The organism is Streptomyces sp. Ag109_O5-10, assembly GCF_900105755.1.
Classification (GTDB): domain Bacteria; phylum Actinomycetota; class Actinomycetes; order Streptomycetales; family Streptomycetaceae; genus Streptomyces.
The window spans coordinates 7931345-7952898 of sequence record NZ_FNTQ01000001.1 but is presented as its reverse complement, the minus strand read 5'-3'; the positions used below and the strand labels follow the sequence as shown (position 1 = coordinate 7952898).

The 21554-nt window shown below is 72.6% G+C and carries 24 protein-coding genes; 11 read left to right on the top strand and 13 right to left on the bottom strand.

The window, feature by feature from the left end; translation table 11 throughout:
* The first annotated feature begins 17 nt into the window (after nt 1-17).
* Complete coding sequence (locus BLW82_RS36275; protein ID WP_143063733.1) at nt 18-1034, top strand: hypothetical protein; 1017 nt, start codon at nt 18-20, stop codon at nt 1032-1034.
* On the opposite strand, the gene BLW82_RS36270 is transcribed toward BLW82_RS36275, so the two are convergent.
* Together BLW82_RS36270 and BLW82_RS36265 are read right to left on the bottom strand one after the other, a co-directional pair.
* Entirely contained in the window at nt 1029-1679 is a 651-nt protein-coding gene (locus BLW82_RS36270; protein WP_093505734.1) for a DUF1707 SHOCT-like domain-containing protein, read from the bottom strand. The genes BLW82_RS36275 and BLW82_RS36270 overlap by 6 nt on opposite strands.
* Before the next feature lie 188 nt (nt 1680-1867).
* A complete protein-coding gene (locus BLW82_RS36265; protein WP_256216059.1) occupies nt 1868-3712 on the bottom strand; it encodes an RICIN domain-containing protein in 1845 nt (614 codons plus the stop codon).
* A 417-nt stretch (nt 3713-4129) separates the two neighbouring features.
* On the opposite strand from BLW82_RS36265, the gene galU reads away from it, so the two are divergent.
* Nucleotides 4130-5077, top strand: coding sequence for a UTP--glucose-1-phosphate uridylyltransferase GalU (galU, locus tag BLW82_RS36260; RefSeq protein WP_093505730.1), 948 nt, complete (start codon nt 4130-4132; stop codon nt 5075-5077).
* A 93-nt stretch (nt 5078-5170) separates the two neighbouring features.
* Here galU and BLW82_RS36255 read toward each other — a convergent pair whose 3' ends face one another.
* Nucleotides 5171-5608: a DUF4442 domain-containing protein gene (locus BLW82_RS36255; protein WP_093505729.1), complete on the bottom strand. Its 438-nt coding sequence runs from the start codon at nt 5606-5608 to the stop codon at nt 5171-5173.
* 142 nt (nt 5609-5750) lie between these two features.
* Between BLW82_RS36255 and BLW82_RS36250 the strand changes: the two genes are divergently transcribed.
* Complete coding sequence (locus BLW82_RS36250; protein WP_093505727.1) at nt 5751-6749, top strand: DUF8017 domain-containing protein; 999 nt, start codon at nt 5751-5753, stop codon at nt 6747-6749.
* Between the two features lie 138 nt (nt 6750-6887).
* Entirely contained in the window at nt 6888-8216 is a 1329-nt protein-coding gene (locus BLW82_RS36245; RefSeq protein WP_093505725.1) for an MFS transporter, read from the top strand.
* On the opposite strand, the gene BLW82_RS36240 is transcribed toward BLW82_RS36245, so the two are convergent.
* Together BLW82_RS36240 and tuf are read right to left on the bottom strand one after the other, a co-directional pair.
* Nucleotides 8178-9023, bottom strand: a complete 846-nt coding sequence (locus BLW82_RS36240; protein ID WP_093505723.1) for a spermidine synthase — start codon at nt 9021-9023, stop codon at nt 8178-8180. The genes BLW82_RS36245 and BLW82_RS36240 overlap by 39 nt on opposite strands.
* 182 nt (nt 9024-9205) lie before the next feature.
* Nucleotides 9206-10375 (bottom strand): elongation factor Tu, encoded by a 1170-nt coding sequence (tuf, locus tag BLW82_RS36235; protein WP_093505720.1) that lies wholly within the window; start codon nt 10373-10375, stop codon nt 9206-9208.
* A 314-nt stretch (nt 10376-10689) separates the two neighbouring features.
* Between tuf and BLW82_RS36230 the strand changes: the two genes are divergently transcribed.
* Nucleotides 10690-11454 (top strand): TVP38/TMEM64 family protein, encoded by a 765-nt coding sequence (locus BLW82_RS36230; protein WP_093505718.1) that lies wholly within the window; start codon nt 10690-10692, stop codon nt 11452-11454.
* A 94-nt stretch (nt 11455-11548) separates the two neighbouring features.
* On the opposite strand, the gene BLW82_RS36225 is transcribed toward BLW82_RS36230, so the two are convergent.
* A complete protein-coding gene (locus tag BLW82_RS36225) occupies nt 11549-12721 on the bottom strand; it encodes a thiolase family protein (protein WP_093505716.1) in 1173 nt (390 codons plus the stop codon).
* 103 nt (nt 12722-12824) lie between these two features.
* On the opposite strand from BLW82_RS36225, the gene BLW82_RS36220 reads away from it, so the two are divergent.
* Nucleotides 12825-13295, top strand: coding sequence for a winged helix-turn-helix transcriptional regulator (locus BLW82_RS36220; RefSeq protein ID WP_093505714.1), 471 nt, complete (start codon nt 12825-12827; stop codon nt 13293-13295).
* Between the two features lie 18 nt (nt 13296-13313).
* Here BLW82_RS36220 and BLW82_RS36215 read toward each other — a convergent pair whose 3' ends face one another.
* Together BLW82_RS36215 and BLW82_RS44705 are read right to left on the bottom strand one after the other, a co-directional pair.
* The gene (locus BLW82_RS36215; protein WP_093505712.1) at nt 13314-14243 is read right to left on the bottom strand and encodes a DUF6807 domain-containing protein; all 930 of its coding nucleotides are present in this window, start codon (nt 14241-14243) and stop codon (nt 13314-13316) included.
* Nucleotides 14240-14410 (bottom strand): hypothetical protein, encoded by a 171-nt coding sequence (locus BLW82_RS44705; protein ID WP_177233179.1) that lies wholly within the window; start codon nt 14408-14410, stop codon nt 14240-14242. The genes BLW82_RS36215 and BLW82_RS44705 overlap by 4 nt, the downstream gene beginning before the upstream one ends.
* Nucleotides 14411-14746: 336 nt before the next feature.
* Here BLW82_RS44705 and BLW82_RS36210 point away from each other — a divergent pair, with 336 nt between their 5' ends.
* A complete protein-coding gene (locus BLW82_RS36210) occupies nt 14747-15622 on the top strand; it encodes an undecaprenyl-diphosphate phosphatase (protein WP_093505710.1) in 876 nt (291 codons plus the stop codon).
* A gap of 176 nt (nt 15623-15798) precedes the next feature.
* Here BLW82_RS36210 and BLW82_RS36205 read toward each other — a convergent pair whose 3' ends face one another.
* Complete coding sequence (locus BLW82_RS36205; protein WP_093505708.1) at nt 15799-16173, bottom strand: nuclear transport factor 2 family protein; 375 nt, start codon at nt 16171-16173, stop codon at nt 15799-15801.
* A 51-nt stretch (nt 16174-16224) separates the two neighbouring features.
* Nucleotides 16225-16932: an alpha/beta fold hydrolase gene (locus tag BLW82_RS36200; protein ID WP_093505706.1), complete on the bottom strand. Its 708-nt coding sequence runs from the start codon at nt 16930-16932 to the stop codon at nt 16225-16227.
* 134 nt (nt 16933-17066) lie between these two features.
* On the opposite strand from BLW82_RS36200, the gene BLW82_RS36195 reads away from it, so the two are divergent.
* Nucleotides 17067-17891, top strand: coding sequence for a helix-turn-helix domain-containing protein (locus BLW82_RS36195; protein ID WP_093505705.1), 825 nt, complete (start codon nt 17067-17069; stop codon nt 17889-17891).
* A gap of 250 nt (nt 17892-18141) precedes the next feature.
* Nucleotides 18142-18321: a hypothetical protein gene (locus tag BLW82_RS36190; RefSeq protein ID WP_093505703.1), complete on the top strand. Its 180-nt coding sequence runs from the start codon at nt 18142-18144 to the stop codon at nt 18319-18321.
* A gap of 12 nt (nt 18322-18333) precedes the next feature.
* Here BLW82_RS36190 and BLW82_RS36185 read toward each other — a convergent pair whose 3' ends face one another.
* The gene (locus BLW82_RS36185) at nt 18334-19074 is read right to left on the bottom strand and encodes an SDR family oxidoreductase (RefSeq protein ID WP_093505700.1); all 741 of its coding nucleotides are present in this window, start codon (nt 19072-19074) and stop codon (nt 18334-18336) included.
* A 71-nt stretch (nt 19075-19145) separates the two neighbouring features.
* On the bottom strand, nt 19146-19766 hold the full coding sequence (locus tag BLW82_RS36180; protein WP_093508453.1) for a phosphotransferase family protein: 621 nt from the start codon (nt 19764-19766) through the stop codon (nt 19146-19148).
* On the opposite strand from BLW82_RS36180, the gene BLW82_RS36175 reads away from it, so the two are divergent.
* Nucleotides 19674-20210 (top strand): DinB family protein, encoded by a 537-nt coding sequence (locus tag BLW82_RS36175; RefSeq protein ID WP_093505698.1) that lies wholly within the window; start codon nt 19674-19676, stop codon nt 20208-20210. The genes BLW82_RS36180 and BLW82_RS36175 overlap by 93 nt on opposite strands.
* A 60-nt stretch (nt 20211-20270) precedes the next feature.
* Here the strand turns inward: BLW82_RS36175 and BLW82_RS36170 are convergent, their stop codons facing one another.
* A complete protein-coding gene (locus tag BLW82_RS36170; protein WP_093505696.1) occupies nt 20271-20834 on the bottom strand; it encodes a dihydrofolate reductase family protein in 564 nt (187 codons plus the stop codon).
* A 166-nt stretch (nt 20835-21000) separates the two neighbouring features.
* Between BLW82_RS36170 and BLW82_RS36165 the strand changes: the two genes are divergently transcribed.
* A complete protein-coding gene (locus BLW82_RS36165) occupies nt 21001-21486 on the top strand; it encodes a nuclear transport factor 2 family protein (RefSeq protein ID WP_093505694.1) in 486 nt (161 codons plus the stop codon).
* The last annotated feature ends 68 nt before the right edge of the window (nt 21487-21554 follow it).

Sequence of the window (21554 nt, the reverse complement as noted above, 5' to 3'; positions counted from 1 at the left end):
TCATGGAGAAACCCCGAGTGCGTCCCAAGCCCCACCCGCCCCAGTCCCACCCGCCCCACCCCGCGCAGCACAGGCGTCGGCGTCCGGTCCGGGTGTGGCTGCAGCCGTTCCTGATCGGCCTGGTCATCGTCTCGGCCTTCGTCAGCTGCTACATCGGGCTCACGCGCGATCCCCAGCCCCACCGGATCCCCGTGGCGGTCACGACTCCCAAGCTGGCGGACAAGGTCCAGCAGGCCATGGGGGACTCGCTCGACGTCTGGCGCGCCCACTCGGCCACCGAGGCCCGCGACGCGCTGCGTCACCGCGACGTCGTGGCCGTGCTCGGCAGCGGCCCGCACGGCAAGGGCCTCGAACTCGACGTCGCGAGCGCGAACGGCCTGTCGACGACCAGCGCGGTCACCAAGCTCGCCACGGCCTACGCGCACGGCGCCGACCGGCACCTCGGCGTCTCCGACCTGGTGCCGCTCGCCCGGTACGACGCCCGGGGCCTGGCCGGGTTCTACGTCTCCTTCGGAGTGACCCTCTCCGGCTTCGCCCTCGCCCAGAACGTCGTGGGACTGAGCGGCCTGCTCAAGCTCCGGCACCGCTTCGCCCTGATGGCCGCGTTCGCCGCGGCCTCCGGCCTGGTCGCGGCAGCGATCGCCGGCCCCGTTCTCGGCGCCGTTCCCGCCCCCTACCTGCCGCTCGCCTTCGTCCTGGCCCTGCTGGCCGCCGCCGCGGCCTTCACCACGAAGATGCTGGCCACCTACGTCGGCCCGCTCGGCATCCCCCTCGCCACCCTGTTGCTGCTGACCGTCGGAAACTCCACCAGCGGCGCCACCATCGGCATCAACCTGATGCCGAGCGGCGCCCGCGCCCTGTCGGAGCTGCTGCCGCCCGGCGCCGCCGTCCGCGCCATCGCCGACCTCAGCTACTTCGGCGGCTCCCACGTCCTCGGCCCACTGGCGACACTCGTCCTGTGGGCCGCGGCATCCGCATTCCTGCTGGCCTTCCGCGCCGCCAAGCAGAGCCCGACCCCGGCAACCAGCTCATGACCCGGACCTGCGCAGCAGCCACTGCGCCACAGTCCGTCGCGGGGGCCGCACCACGACACGGCCGTGGGCCTTCTGGCCGGCCAGTTCCACGCGCAGAGTGACCGGCGTTCCCGGACTAGCGGGCGGCTGACGGTACTTGGCCTTGGTGTGCACCAGTTGCAGACCGTCGGTGTCGACCAGGATGCCCGGCCTCGTGATCAGCGTCAGCGTCTTCCCCGTCATGGCCACGTCGATCCGCAGGGTGTCGTGCGTGATCACGGCATCCGTGAAGTCGAGCGTCACCGCGCAGTACGTCACGGCGAGCTCCAACCTGCGCGGTACCACCCAGCGCCCCGTGCGCTCGATGGCTCCACTGTGGACCTGTTCGATCCGCACCACGTCCTTGACTTCCGCTCCGAGCGCCCCGAACGCGGCCGAAACGGGCGGCAAGTCGGCGGTGAGCGTGGCCAGTTCGCTGAGAGTCCGCGCCGACAGGGCGGCTTCCAGGCGCTCGTCCAACTCGTCCGCGGTCAGCAGGCCGTCCCCGGCCGCGATACGCAGCACGTCCACCACCCGGTCCCGGTCGGCGTGCGAGGCCCGCAGCTCGGGCGGCGAGCCGGGGCCGGGCCCGGGCCGCTTCCCGGTGGGCGAGATCTCTCCCGGCATGGTTCCGTCCTGATCCTGTCGAAAGCTGTCCGCGCGACGCGGGCAACGGCGCGGACAGCAGACTAACGCCACATCGCGACACGGCTCCCGGCCCGACCGGGCCGCATGCAGCCGGAGCGGCTCAGGACGCGCGACCGCCACGCACCGCGCACCACCGCGACCAGCCCGGACGTCGTACCGGTCCGCCGTCAGCCGAGCAGGCCACCCACCCCGTTCACGACGGCCGGTACGGAGTCCAGGACGTCCGTCATGGTCGTCGGTACGGAGTGCAGGACGTCGCCGACCGATGCCGATCGCGCGCCGACGGGTTCGCCGGGCGTGGTCGGTGTGGCGGAGACAGGAGGGTGCCGGTCCGCGGCCTGTGCGACCCGCGTGCCGTACGGCTCGCCCGGTTCGGCGGACCGCTCCTGCGGAGCGGGCGGCTGCGCGGGGATTCCCGTCGGCCCGGCCCTCCGGGGCCCGGGCGGTGCGGGGAGCGTGGCGCCAGGCGAGTCGGGCGTCTGCGCCGGACCGCCGCTCCCGGCCTCCAACTCCCATCGCTGGCGCACCGATCCGTTCCGCCCGGCCACGACCACGCGCGTGCCGTCCGCGGCCAGCGCGAGGTCCTTGTCCCAGCGGAGCAGGAGCTCGCCGCGCACCGTCAGGTCGTAGGACACCTCCCCCGCGTGCACCAGGCAGTAGGAGACCACGACTCTGCGCGCACCGGGGTCGGCGGCGAGGCAGAGGGTGGGGTCGAGCGCGCTGCGCAGCATGCCGTCGTCCTGGTACGACCACTGCTGGGACCCGGCGTCCGAACACAGGCCTAGCAGCAGTTCCGCCCCGGTCCGCACCTGGCCGCCGCGCACGTCGAGGCAGCGCCCGGTGTCGAGGCTGCGCAGCCTGCCGTGCGCGATCTCGACGGGCTCGCCCACCGAGGCCGGGGACGCGGAGCCCGTGGAGGGCGGGTTCACGGCGGGGCCGGAGCCGGTGGTGCCGGCGCTGGGGGCTCCCCAAGTGGCCGTACCGGAGCGGGGGACGCCGTTGTCGTCGGACCAGCCCTTGGCCACCAGCACGGTGGCGAGGAGGGCGAGGGAGACCAGGCCGGCACCGGCCAGCAGGACCGTGCGCCGTCCGCTCCCGGCCGCGGTGCGGTGCCGTCCGCCGGGAGCCGTGGCCGGAGGCGAGGCCTCGGCCGCGGCCTCGCCTCCGGCCGGCCGGGCCTCGGCGACCCCGCCGGGTCCGGGCCGCGAGTCGAGATAGCGGCGGGCGCCCCAGCCGAGCACGGTCTCGGCGAGCAGCACCTCGAGGCCGCCGTCGAAATGGCTGAGTTGTTCGGCGGCGTGCCGGCAGTAGCGGCACTCGGTGAGATGCCGCTGCACATCGGGGAGCAGAGCGCCGCCCCGGCGAATGGGGACATCGAGCAGCCGGTTGTAGAAGCGGCATTCCTGCGAGGGCGCGAGTTCCCGGTGGGCGCGCACCAATCCGGTCCTGAATTGTTCGCGGGCCTGGCCCAGGGCGGCCGTCGCGGTAGCGGTGTCGACACCCAGCAGACCAGCGGGTATGTTTATGGGTTCGGCTTCGACCTCGGTGTGCCAGAGGAGGCATTGCGAGGCCCCCGAAAGGGCCTGGAAAGCACGTTCGGCGAGTTGCCGTCTTTCCGGGGTGCCGGGTCTTGCGGCACTGAGTCCTCGGCCACCGGTGGTCTTGCGCAGTTCCGGCGCGACCACCGATACGGCCTCGTCCGCGGCCCACGCGCGGACGGTCTCGCGTACCGCCACCAGGAGCTGTGGACGCAGGGCGCCGCCGGCCGGACGGCCGAGGACCCGCTCGAAGGCGGCGCTGGCGACGAGCTGGGCGGTGGGGGTGACCGCGGCGAGGCAGACCACGGCGTAGTCGCAGGTGGCACGCCAGTGCCGGGCCAGCAGCAGGGCGACGGCGTGATGCCTGTCCGCGGGGGCGCCGGTGAGCTGGGCGACGAGATTGCGGTCGGACTCCGCCGGGGTCGAACCTGGACGGGGCGAGTAAGGCGGGCGTGGGGGGTAGGGCGATTGCACTGAACCGTTTCCTTCCGGGCCGCAGGACGGCATGCGAAATGGCGCCCTGACGGAATGCAGTGCCGATTGGTGCATACCTTTTGGGGTCCCTTACGGCGGCCGGCCTGCCGGCCGTACCGTTCTGTGGACCCTCCCGCGGGGTGGCTCACCTTTGCACACAGGCCTCACGGGAAACAAGAAGTCGAGGTGACCGAAGTTCAAAAAGGCGTGAATTCAGATAAGTTACCGACGGTATCCGCATCCGGCCCGGATTCAGCGGCGGCAGGGGTTCAACTTGTGTGCGCCCAGGACCCGATGGCACACGAAATCTCCAACTCCCGGACGGCCGGGGTGACCAGGGACGGAACGCCGGGTTCCACAGCCGCCTCCCACGCTTCTCCCGGCCCTCTCTCATCCCGGTGGGCCAGCATGTGCCGCATGATCGCCCCCCACTCCCCCGCCCCGTCGTCGCCCCGGCCGGTCCGCAAGGCCGTCGTCCCGGCCGCCGGGCTCGGCACCCGGTTCCTGCCCGCCACCAAGGCGACCCCGAAGGAAATGCTGCCGGTCGTCGACAAGCCGGCCATCCAGTACGTCGTCGAGGAGGCCGCCCAGGCCGGGCTCGACGACATCCTCATGGTCACCGGCCGGCACAAGCGGGCCATCGAGGACCACTTCGACAACGCCTTCGAGCTGGAGCGGGCGCTGGCCGCCAAGGGCGACACCGTGCGCCTGGACGCCGTACGCGACCCCGCTCGGCTCGCCGACATCCACCACATCCGCCAGGGCGACCCGCTCGGTCTCGGCCACGCCGTGCTGTGCGCCCGGCACCACGTGGGCGGCCAGCCCTTCGCGGTGCTCCTCGGCGACGACCTGATCGACGCCCGCGAGACCCTGCTCCGCCGGATGCTGGACGTCCGCGACCGGCACCACGGCAGTGTCGTCGCGCTGATGGAGGTCGACCCGTCCCAGGTCCACCTGTACGGCTGTGCCGCGATCGAGCCGACCGGCGAGGACGGCGTGGTCCGGGTGACCGGCCTGGTGGAGAAGCCGTCCCCGCGGGACGCGCCCGGCAACTACGCGGTCATCGGCCGCTACGTCCTCGACCCCGAGGTGTTCGAGGTCCTGGAGCGGACCGCCCCCGGCCGCGGCGGCGAGATCCAGCTGACCGACGCGCTGCAGGACCTGGCGGCGGCCGGCACGGTCCACGGGGTGGTCTTCGACGGACTGCGCTACGACACCGGCGACAAGGCCGACTACCTGCGCACGGTGGTCCGGCTCGCCTGCGAACGCCCGGACCTGGGGCCGGAGTTCACGGCATGGCTCAAGGAGTTCGTGGCGGGCCCGGCAGAGCCGGGGGCCGGGCGCGAGGAGAGCCGCGCCGCCTGAGCGGCTCCGGCGCCGGCCGGGGTGAGGGTCCGGCGACCCTCACCCCGGCCGGCAGGTGACAACGACGCCCGGCAGCGGCGCCGGGCCGGTCGGTCAGCCGTTGGGACGCAGCGTCCAGACAACGGTCATCTCACCGGTGACCGCGCCGTCCTCGCGCGTGATGGCGACGGCGACCGGAAACTCGGGACGCTTGCCCGCGTCGAGTTCGGCGACGACGTCCGCGATCGGGCGGCCCAGGGTCGCGGTGGCCCTGACCGGGCCGAGGGCGACCTTCTTGTAGGAGATCTCGGCGCTGACGGCCAGCGGCACGGCCCGGGAGAGCTGGTCGCCGAAGGCGGCGATCACGATCGCGCCGCTCGCGGACTCGGCGAGGGTGAACATCGCGCCCGCGTGCGGGCCGCCGATGTGGTTGTGGAAGTCGCCCTGGTCCGGCAGGGACAGCACGGCCCGCTCCGGAGTGGTCTCCAGGTACTCCAGGTTGAGGGTCCGCACCATCGGGACCGTGGCGGCGAGCATCTCGCCGATCGACATCTGGTCAGTGCTCATGACATCTATGTTACTAGCGGGTAGCAGGGTCTGACCAGAGCGGTTCCCGTGATCGTTCGTGAGGGTCGTCATGGCGGGCCACGGCCCCCGCCCTGGACCGGACCGGGCGGCACTAGGGTTACGAGCCATGTGGCCAGAGCAGCAGCCGCCAGGGGGCGAGCAATACCCGCAGAGCAACCCGTACCAGCAACCGGGTTACCAGCAGCCGAATCCGTATCAGCAGCCCGGCTACCAGCAGTATCCGCCGCAGGGCGGGTACGGGCAGCAGCCGCAGTGGGGCCCGCCCGGCCCCGCCGGCGCTCCGCGGCCACCGCAGGGCGGGGGCGGCGGCGACCGCACGAAGCTGGTCGCGATCATCGCGGCGGTGGCCGTCGTGGCGGCGGCCGGGGTGACCGGGTTCCTGGTCCTCGGTGGCAAGAAGGACGACAAGGCGGACACCGGAGGGAACCGGCAGGTGAGCCACTCGCCCACCGTCAGCGCCTCCGCCTCATCGCCGGCGGACGACGATCCGCGCGGCGGCGAGACCGAGAAGCCGACGATCGCGGGCTGGAAGACCGTCGTGAACCCCAAGTGGGGCACGGCCTTCGACGTACCGGCCGACTGGGAGGTCCTCACCCCGGGCACATCCATCGGCTTCGAGGACAAGGGCGGCAAGCCGATCATCACGATGTCGGCGCCCGCGCAGTACAAGTCGAAGTGGTGCACGAGCGACGACGACAAGGACGGCAGGACCGAGGACACGTCCCTGGCGGGGGTGGGCACCAAGGGCGAGAGCGGCGCGAAGAGCCCGGGCGACGCGGCCGTCACGGAGGTCCCCTGGTGGGTGTACGGCGGCTACACGTACCCGGACAAGAAGACCATCACCTACGACAAGAAGGCCACCGCCTACACCACCGCGTCGGGCCTCAAGGGCGCCTACGCCTGGGCGCGTTCGACGGGCAGCCCGCAGAAGGGCAAGTGCGCGAGCGACGGCAAGGCGATCACCTTCGGCTTCGAGAACTCGGCCGGCGACCTGGTGTCGTGGGACTTCTACGGCGCCAAGGGAGTCGGCGGCGAGGTCCCCACGGCGACGATCATGAAGATCCTCAGCACGGTCCGGCTGCACGGCACCCCGACCGGAAGCTGACGGCGGCCGGGGACCGGACGGCGAAGGCCCGGACGCCCAGGGGCCGGACCCCCGGGCAATCCGATTCCCGGACGCCCGGGGGCCGGACCCCCGGGAATCGGATTGGCAAGGCGGGCTCCCGGCAGGGATAGTCGGTCGGTGACCTCAGCCTCCGACTTCCCCGGCCCCCCGGGTGCCCCCGGCACCGCCTCCCGCCTGCGCAGACCCGCCTGGGCGGGCCGCAACTACAGCCTGCTGACCGCGGCGACGATCGTGACGAGCCTGGGCGCCAACGGCTCCCTGATCGCCGCCGCCTTCGCGGTGCTGGACGCGGGCGGCGACGGCGGGGACGTCGGACTGGTGGCCGCAGCCCGCACCTTCCCGCTGGTGCTTTTCCTGCTCGTCGGCGGCGCCGTGGCGGACCGTTTCCCCCGCCACCGCGTGATGGTCGCGGCGAACACCCTCAACTTCCTCTCCCAGGGCGCCTTCGCCGTCCTCGTGCTCACCGGCGACCCCCGCCTGTGGCAGATGATGATGCTCACCGCGCTGGGCGGCACCGGCCAGGCGTTCTTCAGCCCGGCGGCGGAGGGCATGCTGCTGTCCTCGGTGAGCGGCGAACAGGCGGGCCGTGCGTTCGCGGTGTTCCGGATGGCGATGCAGAGCGCCGCCCTCGGGGGCGCGGCCCTGGGCGGCGCGCTGGTGGCGGCGGTGGGCCCCGGCTGGGTCCTGGCGGTGGACGCGGCGGCGTTCGCGGTCGCCGGTGCGCTGCGTTCGTTCCTCGACGTCAGCCATATCCCGCCGCGCATCCCCGGCGGGGGGATGCTGGCCGATCTCCGGGAGGGCTGGCGGGAGTTCGCGGGCCGTCCCTGGCTGTGGGGGATCGTCGTCCAGTTCTCGATCGCGAACGCGGTGGTGGGCGCCGCGGACGCGGTCTACGGCCCGCTGGTCGCCCGCGACAGCCTGGGCGGACCGGGCCCGTGGGGCCTGGCACTGGCCGCGTTCGGCGCGGGTACGGTGGCCGGCGCCCTGCTGATGACCCGCTGGAGACCCCGCCGGCTCCTGTTCGTCGGCACCCTCTGCGTCTTCCCGCTGGCGCTCCCCTCCGCGGCGCTCGCGGTACCCGTCTCCGTGGGAGTCCTCTGCGCGGTGATGTTCGTGGCGGGCACGACGGTCGAGGTCTTCGGCGTCTCCTGGATGACGGCGCTGCACCAGGAGATCCCCGAGGAGAAGCTCTCCCGGGTCTCGGCCTACGACTGGTTCGGCTCCGTCTCCCTGCTGCCCCTGGCCACGGCGCTGGCGGGCCCCGCCGAGCAGGCCTTCGGCCGCGGTCCGGCGCTGTGGGGCTGCGCGGGCCTGGTCGTCGCCGTCACGGCCGCGGTGCTCCTCGTCCCGGACGTGCGCAACCTCAACCGCCGCACGGTCCCGGTCACCGCCCGGCCGTCGGCCGCCTCAGCCGATCCCGAACGCTCCGCCGGGGGGCTCGGGTGACGGTACGGCGTCCGCGTCCCCGACCGGCCGGGCCGCGCCGACGAACTCCCGCAGCGCGAGCCCGTGTTCGACCCGTGCCGGAAAGGCGTCGGCAGCCGTACGGCGGGCCAGCGCGCCGGCGTCGAGCGGCCGGTGCGAGGCGATGAGCACGGCGTTGCCGAACCGCCGCCCGCGCAGCACACCGGGTTCGGCGATGAGCGCCAGTTCCTCGAAGACGGTGCCGAACGTGGCGAGTTGGGAGCGCAGGAAGCCGAAGGGGGCGGAGTCCGCGAGGTTCGCGAGGTAGACCCCGTCGCCGCGCAGCACGCGCCGGGCCTCCTTCGCGTACCCCAGCGAGGTCAGATGCGCGGGGATGCGGGACCCGCCGAAGACGTCGGCGACGATCACGTCCGCCGAACCTGCGGGCGCAGCTTCCAGCCAGCCTCGCGCGTCGGCGGCGTGCAGGGCGATCCCGGTGCCGTCCGCCAGCGGCAGATGCTCGGTGACCAGTTCCAGCAGCTCCCGGTCGGCGTCCACGACGTCCTGCCGGGACCCGGGCCGGGTCGCCGCCACGTACCGGGGAAGCGTGCAGGCACCGCCACCGAGATGCAGCACGTCCAGTGGCACACCGGCCTCCGCCACGGCGTCCAGTACATACCCGAGCCGCCGGGCGTACTCGAACTCGAGATGCGTCGGCTCGTCGAGGTCCACGTACGACTGCGGCGCCCCGTCGACGGTCAGCAACCAGGCCCGCTCCCGATCGACGTCGGGCATCAGCTTGGCGGTCCCGTGCCCGGTGACCCGGACGACGGGTATGGATTCGTTCACCTCTCCATTGTGCGGCGCCGACGCCTGCCCGGGGGCGCGGGGGCGTGCGGCTCCGCGCGCGGGCGCCACCGGCGACACCCACGCCCGCTCTCATGCCAACGGGGACACCCGCGCCCCCAAAGGGGCGCGGGGAACCGCGCGACCGGCCCCCACCGGCCCGCAGTCCCCCACACACCGCAACCTCACTCCACGGAGGTCACGGTCCCCGCCCCCACGGTCCGGCCGCCCTCACGGATGGCGAACCCGAGCCCAGCCTCCAGCGGCACGTCCCGCCCCAGCTCCACGGTCATCTCCACCGTGTCCCCGGGCCGGGCGACCGCCGCCTCGCCGAGGTCGACGTCCCCGACCACATCCGCCGTACGGATGTAGAACTGCGGCCGGTACCCCGTCGAGACGGGAGTCGTACGACCCCCTTCGCGCCCCGACAGGACGTAGACCCGCGCCGAGAACCGCCGGGCCGGCACCACGCTCCCCGGCGCCGCGACCACGTGTCCCCGCCGCACCGCGTCCCGGGGCACGCCCCGCAGCAGCAGCGCCACGTTGTCCCCGGCCTGCGCCTCGTCCATCGGCTTCCCGAAGGTCTCCAGGCCGGTGACGACCGTCTCGACGTCCGCGCCGAGCACCTCGACCCGGTCCCCGACCCGCACGGTCCCCCGCTCGACCGCACCGGTCACGACGGTCCCGCGCCCGGTGATGGTGAGCACGTTCTCCACCGGCAGCAGGAACGGCGCGTCCAGGTACCGCTCGGGCATCGGCACGTACGTGTCCACCGCGTCGAGCAGCGCCTCGATCGACGCCGTCCACCGTGGCTCGCCCTCCAGCGCCTTGAGCCCGGAGACCCGTACGACGGGCACGGAGTCGCCGCCGTAACCGTGCGCGCTGAGCAGCTCGCGGACCTCCAGCTCGACGAGCTCGACCAGCTCCTCGTCGGCCGAGTCCGCCTTGTTCAGCGCGACCACCACGTGGTCGACGCCCACCTGCCGGGCGAGCAGCACGTGTTCGGCGGTCTGCGGCATGATCCCGTCGAGCGCGGAGACCACGAGGATCGCGCCGTCCAGCTGCGCGGCCCCGGTGACCATGTTCTTGACGTAGTCGGCGTGGCCCGGCATGTCCACGTGGGCGTAGTGCCGGGTGTCCGTCTCGTACTCGACGTGCGCGATGTTGATGGTGATGCCGCGGGCGGCCTCCTCGGGGGCCCGGTCGATGCGGTCGAACGGCACGAACGTGCCGGTGCCGCGCTCGGCGAGGACCTTGGTGATGGCGGCGGTCAGGGTGGTCTTGCCGTGGTCGACGTGGCCCATCGTGCCGATGTTGAGATGCGGCTTGGTGCGGACGTATGCCGTCTTGGGCATGGCTGTACCTCGAAGCTTGTCCGGAGGAAGAGCGGGGACCCCGAGGAACTGCCCGACCCTCCCCCTGCGGGGTCCGCCGGACTTTCCGGGGAGGGTCAGCTTCGGGCGCCGTCGACAGCGGCCGTGAGAACGGGAACGGCAGCCTTCGGCGCATCCGCGACTGCGGATGCTGCGACGAGGAAGGCGAACCGGAACATGAGACAGATCATGTCCGACGCGTCGCCCCACGTCGAACGGTTTTTTCGCGGCTCCGGTCCACCCAAGGGACAGGAGCCGTACGGCGATCACACATCCGCTTCGGTTAGTGTCACCGAATGCTCGATGCCAACCGCTCTGGCACCGCCACGGCCTCTCACCAAGCCACCGCCAGGGAGCTGACGATCGCCGTGCCCGCTCCGCCGGGCTTCGGCGCCCGCTGCACCCGCGTGCTGCTGTCGCCGTGGTCCCGGCTGTCCCTGCTCGTCGCGCTGCTGGCGGCGGCCGGGGCGTCGGTGCTGCTCTTCGAGCCCCAGAAGCTGATGACACAGGGCTGGCCGCCACACGTGGCGGGCACCACCGCGGTGGTGGTCTTCGCCGTGGCGTACGGCCTGATCACGGTGGCGTTCGTGCCCCGGCCGCTCCTGAACCTCGCGGCCGGCGCGCTGTTCGGCTCGGCCCTGGGCATGGGCGCGGCCATGGCCGGCACCGTGCTCGGGGCGTGGGTCTCCTTCGTGCTCGGCCGGATGCTCGGCCAGGAAGCACTGCGCCCGCTGCTCCGCGGACGGCTTCTCAAGGCGGCGGACAACCAGTTCAGCAAGCACGGCTTCCGCTCGATGCTGGCGGTACGCCTGTTCCCCGGCGTTCCCTTCTGGGCCGCGAACTACGCGGCCGCCGTCTCCCGCATGCGCTGCACGCCGTTCCTGGTCGCGACCGCCCTCGGCTCGATCCCGAACGTCGCCGCCTACGTCGTGGCAGGCGCCCGCGCCTCGACCCCGACCTCCCCGGTCTTCCTGATCTCGGTGGCGGCGATCGTCGTCCCCGCGCTGGCCGGAGCAGTGGTGGCCTGGCGAAAGCGCCACCACCTGCGCCCCAGGCGCTAGCACGCCCGCGGGGGCGCGGGGCACTGCGCGACCAGCCCCCACGGCGCCGCCGGCCGCTCGTCGACCCCAGCGGCGCCCCACTGGGCGCACGGCCCTACCGAACCGCCTCCAGGATCATCGCGTTGGCCAGTCCCCCCGCCTCACACATGGTCTGAAGGCCGAAGCGAGCGCCGCGTTCCCGCATCGCATGCACCAGCGTCGTCGTCAGCCGAGTCCCGCTCGCCCCCAGCGGATGCCCCAGCGCGATGGCCCCGCCGTGCACGTTCACCTTCGCGAGATCGGCCCCGGTCTCCTGCCGCCAGGCCAGCACCACACTGGAGAACGCCTCGTTCACCTCGAACAGGTCGATGTCCCCGATGCCGAGCCCGGCTCGCCGCAGCACCTTCTCCGTCGCCGGGATCACGCCGGTCAGCATGAGCAGCGGATCAGAGCCGGTGACGGCGAAGTCGCGCAGGCGGGCCAGTGGCCGCAGCCCGAGCCTCGCCGCGGTCTCACCGGAGGTGATCAGCACGGCGGACGCGCCGTCGTTGATCGGGCTCGCGTTGCCCGCGGTCACGTTCCACTCGATCTGCGGGAACCGCTCGGCGAACCCGGGGTCGTAGTAGGCGGGCTTGAGCCCGGCGAGGATCTCGGCGGTGGTCCCGGGCCGTACCGACTCGTCGCGGGCGACCCCGTCCAGCGGCGCGACCTGCGCGTCGAAGAGTCCCGCCGCCCACGCGGCCGCCGCCTTCCGGTGCGAGGAGACCGCGAAGTCGTCCATCTCGGCCCGGCTGATCGACCACTTCGCGGAGATGAGCTCGGCGCTGATGCCCTGCGGGACCAGGCCCTCCGGGTAGCGCGCGGCGACTCCGGGCCCGAAGGGGTCCTTGCCGGCCGGCACGTTCGACCACATCGGCACCCGGCTCATCGACTCGACGCCGCAGGCGATCACGATGTCGTAGGCACCGGACATGACGCCCTGCGCGGCGAAGTGCACGGCCTGCTGGGAGGAGCCGCACTGACGGTCCACGGTGGTCGCCGGGACCGTCTCGGGGAAACCGGCGGACAGCAGGGCGTACCGGGTGGTGTTCATGGCCTGCTCGCCGACCTGGTCGACGGTGCCGCCGATCACGTCGTCGACGAGGGCGGGGTCGATGCCCGAGCGCTCGACGAGGCTGCGCAGGGTGTGGGCGAGGAGTTCGACGGGGTGGACGTGCGCCAGGGACCCGTTCGGCTTGCCCTTGCCGACGGGGGTGCGCACGGCTTCGACGATGACAGCGTCACGCATCTCGGGGACCTCGATTGCCAGTCTCGATTACCGGTGAGTAGGAAATCCGAACCCACCATAACTCCGAGGGTTGGAAAATCCAACCCTCCTCTAGACTGGCCCCATGGCCGCCCCCAAGGACCCCCGCCCGTGTTCGATCGCCGACGCCCTGGCGCTCGTCGGCGAGAAGTACTCCCTGCTGGTCCTGCGGGAGGTGAGCCTGGGCAACGGCCGCTTCGACCAGCTGGTGCGCAACATCGGCGCCCCGCGCGACATCCTGGCCACCCGGCTGCGCCGGCTCGTCGACGCGGGGATCCTCACCAAACGCGTCTACAGCGAGCGGCCGCAGCGCTTCGAGTACCTGGCCACCCAGGCGGGTGTCGAACTGCAGCCGGTCCTGTTGACCCTGATGGCCTGGGGCGACCGCCACCTGCACCCGGACGGCGACCGCCCGATGGTGATCGAGCACGGCTGCGGGGAGACACTCACCCCGGTCGTCACCTGCGCGGCCTGCGGCGACCCGGTGCGACACGGCGACTCGACGGCCCACCCGCAGACACCGGGCTGGACCGTCACCGGGCCGGAAGCCGCCTGAGGGGCCGCTCCCCCGCCCTCACCACGGATGCGCCGCCAGGTATCCGGCGATCTCCGCGCGCCCCCAGGCGCCGTCGGCGACGACGACCCGGTAGCGGCGCCTGAGGGTGTCGCCGGGGGCGAGCGCCAGCTCCTCGTGGAAGGCCCACGAGGGCGCGATGCCGGCGAACGGGTCGGTGCGCACGAACCAGTGGGCGGGATGGCCGCCGCCGGTGCCCAGGTGGTCGTTCTCCGGCGCGTGTTCGAAGACGACGGTGGCGTGTCCGTCGGCGCCGTCGTGCTCGCCGGACAGGGCCAGCCAGGGGGACTGGGAGCCCATGTGCTCCGGCCCCTCCCCCTCCGGGCCGATGATCCGGCCGTCCCGGAAGGCTCGCGGGCCGCGCCAGAACAGGCCGGTGTAGCCCGCCTGTTCACGCCCGGCGGTGGTCGGGCTGCCGAACAGCAGCGGTTCGGCACGGCGGTTGGTGATCGCACTGGTCCACGTCAGCGCCCAGGACCGCGCGCCGGGATCCACGTCATGCACCTCGATACGGCGCCGCTCCTCCGCCCACAGCGTTCCGTCGTACGGATGCCAGGTCAGCCGTTCCGCGACGACCAGGCGGCCGCCGCCGGAGGACAGCTCCTCGAACCCGGCGTGCCGCATCGAGCCGACGCGCTCGGGGATGGCCACGTAGCCCTGCCCGTGGATGTACGAGTTGCCGCCCCACAGGTTCGCGCCCGACAGGTGCGATGCGGTCAGGGAGATGCCCTTGTGCCAGCGGTGGTCGTTGGGCCGGTAGTCGGTGACGACGTCCCCGGCGAGGGTGCGCACCGGATGGAGATAGGGCCGCGGCGCCTCCCAGGCCCTCTCGGGCCGGTAGACGTACGAGAAGAGCTGCACGCCGGTGACCGGCTCGGTCACGGTGACCCGGTCGCCGTGGGTGTGGGTGATCCGCAGCTCGTCGCTCACGCGGACACCTCCGCACACACCGGCGCCCCGCCCGGGGCGTCCCCGGGCGGGGCCGCGGCCGGCCGGGCCGGGACGGGCGGACGGGAGCCGCGCCCGATGGCACCGGCGACGGCGGCCCGGACGCGGCGGCCGGCGAAGGGAGCCGTGGAGCGGGGGGAGCGGGGCATGTACGTGATCAGGACTCCTCGGGCGTGTACCGGCGGTGGGCGAACTCCCGCCCGAAGTGCGCCGCACCCGCACCCCGATGTGCGGAGCAAGCGCTTTCTCCTGCAGAAACGTATGCGGCGGCACCTTGACCGGTCAACACCCCGTGGCCGCCGGTCCGCTTGCCGAACCCCTGTGTCCCCGCTGCCACCGCGGCCCGCTACGCTGCGGTCGACGCGCATGATCATGTGCGCCCGAGTGTTTCACGTGCAGCCGTGTGAGCATCCGGGCCGGCGTGAGGCGCGTGCCCGCGCGACCACCAGCCCGCCCCCTCCTCATCCCTGGGACGCCGTACCTTCATGTCTTGGTTTGAATCGCTGGTCCTCGGACTCGTCCAGGGGCTGACCGAGTTCCTGCCCGTCTCCTCCAGCGCGCACCTGCGGCTGACCGCGGCCTTCTCCGGCTGGAAGGACCCGGGGGCCGCCTTCACGGCGATCACCCAGATCGGCACGGAGACCGCGGTGCTGATCTACTTCCGCAAGGACATCGGGCGGATCGTCTCGGCCTGGTTCCGCTCGCTGTCCGACAAGGCGATGCGGCGCGACCACGATGCCCGGACGGGCTGGCTGGTGATCGTGGGCTCGATCCCGATCGGTCTGCTGGGCGTGACGCTGAAGGACCAGATCGAGGGCCCGTTCCGCGACCTCCGCATCACCGCGACCATGCTCGTCGTCGTGGGCGTCGTCATCGGCATCGCCGACCGGCTCGCCGCCCGCGACGAGACCGGCGGCCGGCACCGGGCCCCGAAGCAGCGCAAGACGCTCGAGAACCTGAGCGTGAAGGACGGCCTGATCTACGGCCTCTGCCAGGCCTGCGCCCTGATCCCCGGCGTCTCCCGCTCCGGCGCCACCATCAGCGGCGGCCTGTTCATGGGCTACAGGCGCGAGGCGGCGGCCCGCTACTCCTTCCTGCTCGCCGTCCCGGCGGTGCTGGCCTCCGGCGCCTTCGAGGTCAAGGACTCGGTGAGCGAGGGCCATGTGGACTGGGGCCCGACCCTGTTCGCGACGGTGATCGCGTTCGTGTCCGGCTACGCGGTGATCGCGTGGTTCATGAAGTGGATCTCCAACAAGAGCTTCATGCCGTTCGTCTGGTACCGCGTCGCCCTCGGCATCGTCATCATCGCCCTGGTCTCGGCGGACGTGCTGAGCCCGCATGCGGCGGAGTCGGCGAGTTAGGCGCCTCGCCACAAGCGCCGCGGTGTGCCGCCGGCCGGCCGCGGCGCCGTCGTGGCTGGTCGCGCAGTTCCCCGCCCCCCTTGCGGGGCACTGCCGCCCCCTGGGCGCTCCGCTTGGAACACCGGGCCAGACCCTTCGTCACCGCGGCAGCATCGTGGCGCCCCTTCGGGGTGCTGTCAGCCGTGGTCGGTGGCGAGGGTGCCCTGGTGGTAGTAGACGCGCCAGCCGGTGTTCGTGAGGCGCCACAGGGAGCTGCGCCAGGCGCGGCGGCCCTGGTTGTCCGCGAAGTAGGTCAGGTGCACGATGCCCGGGGCCAGGACGGTCCCGGACATCTCGCTCACCTCGACAGGTGACTCGGGGGACACCGATCCGCCGCTGGTCACCGCCAGGATCGACGTCGCGTCCCAGTGCCGGCCGGACACCCCGACCTCGGTGAACTCCGGATCGAGCAGTGCCTGGACGAGGTCCGGGCGGGCGCGTACCTCGGGGTCGAGGAGCCTCAGCTCCGCGTCGATGGCCGCCTGCACCGCCCGCTGGTCCTGTTCCGTCATACGCCGACCCTATGGACGGACGGCTGCCGTGCCCAGCGGATCCCGTCCGGGTCAGCCCAGCCTGAGCAGCAGGGCGGTGAGTTCGGCCGGCATGGTGATCATGCAGTCGTGGCCGGTGGGCAGTTCCCACACCGGCTCGGTCGCGGGGACCGGCCGCCGGACGATGCCCTCCGGGACGTTCGCCACGCAGTGGATGTGGGTGCGCGGGATCGCGCGCACGGCAGGATCGTCCAGGCGCACCGGCTGCTGCAGGGTGCGCACCGGCTGGTCGGACAGCAGACCGCGCAGCCACGCCACGTCCGCCGCCTCGGTCACCCCGAACAGGCCGTAGGGCGGCGGCAGTTCGGGCAGCGGCGGGACCCGCCAGCCACTTCCGGACGCGAGGGCCCCGCCGATCAGCTCCCGGGTCGCGGGCTGGACGTCGGCCGCGGTCTCGCCGTGCTCCGGGACCATCGCGTCGAGGTAGACCAAGTGCCCGATGCGGTCGGGGACTTCGTTGGCGGCGGCCGTGACGACCAGTCCCGCGTAGCTGTGCCCGACGAGGACGACGTCGGTGAGGTCCTCGTCCCTGATCAGCCCGACCACGTCGGCCACGTGTGTGTCGAGGCCGACGTCCGGACCGAGCAGACGTGCCTTCTCGCCGTGACCGGTCAGGGAGGGTGCGTACACCCGGTGCCCCGCCGCCGCCAGCAGGGGGACCACCCGCTCCCAGCACTCCCCGCTGTGCCAGGCACCGTGCACCAGCAGATACGTCGACATGATCGCGCTCCTCGGTAAGTTCGCCGCTGTTCACCCGCAACGCTCGCGGCCCGGCTCCGGGCGGGGCAGAGCCCTGCCGATCCTGGGGGTGACAGGACCAGGCACGAGCCCGACGGCGGCGTTACGGTGGCCGGATGGCCGACGAACCGAACCTGCTGGGCGCCTACGTGCGCGCCCGCCGCGAGCTGGTCACGCCGGAGCAGGTCGGCATCCCCGTGCTGGGGGTCCGGCGGGTGCCGGGCCTGCGCCGGGAGGAGGTCGCGATGCTGGCGGGCATCAGCGCCGACTACTACCTGCGCCTGGAACAGGGCCGCGACCGCAACCCCTCCGTGCAGGTCCTGGAGTCGCTCGCACGCGTGCTGCGGCTCGACGAGGACGCGACGGCGTATCTGCTCAGCCTGGGCGCCGCCCGGCCCCGCAGGCGCCGGCGCCGGGCCCGCAAGGAGACCGTCCCGCCCGGCGTCGCCCAGCTCGTCGCCGGTCTCCCGCTGCCTGCGCTGGTCGAGGGCCGGTACTTCGACGTCCTCGCCGTCAACGCCCTCGCGACCGCCCTGTCACCGCGCTTCGCGGTCGGCGCCAACCGGCTTCGGGACATCTTCCTCGACCCCGCCGAGCAGGCCCTGCATCCCGGCTGGGAGGAGGCCGGTGCCGGCATGGTCGCCGGCTTCCGCAGCTCCGTCGGGACCGACACGGACGATCCGCGTGTCATCGAGCTCGTCGGCGAACTCTCCGTCGCCAGCCCGCACTTCAGCCGCCTCTGGGCCCGCCACGACGTGGCCTCCTGCGACGGCGCGGCCAAGCTCGTCGACCACCCCCGGGTCGGCCGGCTGCGGCTGAACCGGGAGCGGCTCGACGTCAGCGGCGCGGCAGGGCAGACCCTCGTCGTCTACCACCCGGATCCGGGGAGCAGCAGCGCCGAGAAGCTCGCCCTGCTCGCCTCGACGCTGCCGACGGGGTGACGACGGCCGGCCGCCGCATCTCGGCCAACCCCCGGCTTCCGTCGTTCTCCAGGGATTCGAGGCCACCGCACCCGCTCCGGCGAGGACGAAGTCCTGCACAGGGGCACAAGGCCGCCCGGAGCCCCGACGATACGCCTGGCACATGCCAAGGCTCGGCCACCCGCCAACCCGGTCGCCCGTGACCAACCCCATACGGTCTGCGTAGTGGCCCGGTAGCGCACGGTCAGTTCTTGCCCCTACGCTGTGTCGCATGTCCCCCGATTCCCGAACCCCTGGTTCCGTGCGTTCTGCCGCCGAGATCAACGAGCACATCCGGGCGCTGTGGCTTCGTGCGGGCGGAACCCTGTCGACGCAGGAACGGTCGGAGTACGAGCTGCTGGTGGTCGAGTGGGCCGCGGCGATCCGCGACCAGATCATCGAGGCGGCCTGAGCGGCCGGGGGTTCAGCGGCCGCCGGAGACGCGCAGCACCGTGCCCGTCGCGTAGGAGGCCTCGGGCGACAGCAGCCAGGCGATCGCGGCGGCGATCTCCTCGGGTCGGCCGGCCCGGCCCAACGGCGTGGTGTGACCGACCCGTTCGGCCCTGCCGGGGTCGCCCATCGCCGCGTGGATCTCGGTGTCGATCACGCCGGGTGCCACCGCGTTGACCCTTACGCCGTCCGGGCCGAGTTCCTTGGCGAGGCCCACGGTGAGCGCGTCGACGGCCGCCTTGGTCGCCGCGTAGTGGACGTATTCGCCGGGGCTGCCGAGGGTGGCGGCCGCCGAGGAGACGTTCACGATGGCACCGCTCCCCCGGGCCGCCATCAGCCGGGCGGCACGGCGCGAACACAGCAGCGTGCCCAGCAGGTTGACCTCCACCACCCGGCGGAGGTCGGCGGTCGCGGCGTCTGCCAGCCGCCCGAACGGCCCGGTCACGGCGGCGTTGTTCACCAGCCCGGTGACCGCCCCCAGTTCCCGCTCGGCCGTGTCGAAGAGCCCTTCCACCTCGGCTTCCACGGACGTGTCCACCCGGACCACGGCACAGCGCGCCCCGCCCTTCCGCACCCCCTCGGCGACCGCCTCGGCGGCGTCCCCGTCTCGGACGTAGCCGATCACCACGTCGTGGCCGTCCGCCGCGAGCCGCAGACAGGTCGCCGCGCCGATACCCCGGCTGCCACCGGTGACCACCGTGACGGGACGTGCCATCTCAGACCTCCTCGAACCGGCCGGACGACGATCTTACGACCACGGACGCGCGAACACCGGCCCGCAACGGCTCACGGCCCCGGGCCGCCGAGATCGCGAGCCGCCCGGATCCGGCCGAGCCACTCCTTGCCCAGCCGACGCCCGTCGGGGAGTCGGTCGTCCTTGTCCCAGCGCCACGGGGTGACCACCGCCGGCCCGAGGACCCGGCACTGGCGCAGCAGCTCCTGATCGGCCCCCGGGCAGTACTCGCCCACCTCTTCGGGCGCGTGCGCGAGGTCGAACTCGACAGGTCCACGGCAGCACGTCTCCAAGTCGACGAACAGCAGCCCGCTCTCCGTGCTGAGCACGTTGCCCGGGTGCGGTTCGACGTGCAGCGGCTGCACGGCACCCGCGCGCACACCGACCGCGCGCCGCGGGCTCCGCAACGCGTCGCCGAGCAGAAGCCGGCGGCATCGGGCGATGAGTTCCGGTGCGAGGAGAGGTCTTGTCGGGCGGACATGGCTTCGAGGTGCCGGCGGACCGGCAGAGCGGCGGCCGGTCCTGGACGGTGGGCGCGTGGGAACGCGACCAGGCTTGACGACCGGTGAGGAGACTCCAGCATGAGCGACATCGTGGTCCGGAAGATCGTCCGGCCCGAGCGCGCGGTATCGGGCCCGTGGCTGGAGGTGATCGCCTCGAATCTCGACTATCACCGGGCGACCTTCCTGTGGAAGTGCGAGGGCCTCTCGGACGAGCAACTGCGGCTACGTCCCGTGCGGTCGTCGGCGTTGACCCTGCTGGGTCTGATGCGCCATCTGCAGGGAGTCGAACGCGCTTGGTTCCAGCGGACGCTGGCCGGCACGACGCCTCGCTTCTCTCCCTACCGGACCTACGTCACCGCAGACGGTGGCGAGTGGTACGACGAGTCGGACACGACGTCGGCCAGGGACGTCTACGACGACTACCTCAAGGCGTGCGAGGAGTCGCGGCAGCTGTTCGCGAAAGTGACCGCCGACCTCGCGCGCATCGTTCCGAACCCGGAATTCGGTGACACCGATGTGCGGTTCGTCCTCCAGCACGTGATCGAGGAGTACGCCCGCCACGTCGGCCACGCGGACCTCCTCCGCGAGGCCGTCGACGGTGTCACCGGCGAGTGACCGGTCACGGCGACCACCTGCGGTCACCCCCGGGCACATGGGCCTGCCGCCGTGACAGCGCTAGCGTGCCACGCGGTGGCGAAGGTAGACGACGCCTGAGCCGAAGGTGCGGGATTCGACGAGTTCAAGGTCCACCCGGCGCTCGTGCCGGGGAAAGTACGGGATGCCGCCGCCGACCAGCACCGGGTGGACCCGGACCCGGTACTCGTCGATCAGGTCCAGCGCGGCCGCCTCCGCGGCGAGAGCCGCGCCGCCGATCGCGATGTCGCCCTCGCCCGGCTCTGCCCGCAACCGCCGGATCTCCTCCGCCAGGCCGCCGGGGACCAGGCGGGCGTTGCCCTGTACCGCGCGCAGCGTGGTGGAGAACACCACCTTGGGGAGCCGCTTCCAGATCTCCGCGAACTCCAGCGTCGAGAAGCCGAGCGACGGGTCCTGGTCGGCGGTCTCCCAGTACAGCATCGTCTCGTACAGCCGTCGCCCCAGCAGGTGGACGGCGAGGCCCCGGACCTCGTCGGTGGCGAGGCGGAAGAGCTCCTCGTCGGGCGCCGTCCAGTCGAAGTCGCCGTCCGGCCCGACGATGTAGCCGTCGAGCGAGACGTTCAGCGAATAGGTCACGCTGCGCATCGGGAGTCCTCCTCGGTATCGGGTTCGCCAGTACGACCGCCGGCCCCCGCAGGACTCATCGGTACGACGCGTCGGACAACTCGGCGGCCTTGCGGTCCGGTTCGAACATCACCGAATATCGTCCGCGCCCCTTGGCTCCGCCCGCCCGGTGCCCAACACTGAGCCGATGACGCAGCGTGTGGAGCTCGCGACCGTGATGGACCGGCTGGCCGTGGACGAGATGGTCACCGAGTACGCGGTGGCCGTCGACGACGGGGACTGGGCGGCGTACCGGAGGCTGTTCACGGCGGACGGGCGGGCCGACTACCGCTCCGCCGGCGGGATAGAGGGCGATGCCGGGCAGGTGGCCGGGTGGCTCGCGGAGAACCTGGCCCTGTTCTCGATGCGGCAGCATCTGATCGTCAACCGCCGGGTGCGGTTCGGGATCCTGGACCAGGACACCGGCGACACGGCCCGTCTGCAGGCCGACTACGTCAACCCGATGCGCTTCGCCGGCGGCGACGCCGCTTCCACCGCGCCGGACTTCGTGTGCGGCGGCCGTTACTCCTTCGCGTTCCTGCGCACCCGGGACGGCTGGCGGCTGCGTCAGGTCGTGGTCGAGGAACGGTGGCGCAGGCTGCCCGAACCGCGTGCGGTGGCCGTGTCCGACTGACCGCGCGCCCCTGCCCCCTGTCGGAGCCCCGGCCCGGTCCCGCACACTGGAAGGACCCGCAGGCAGGA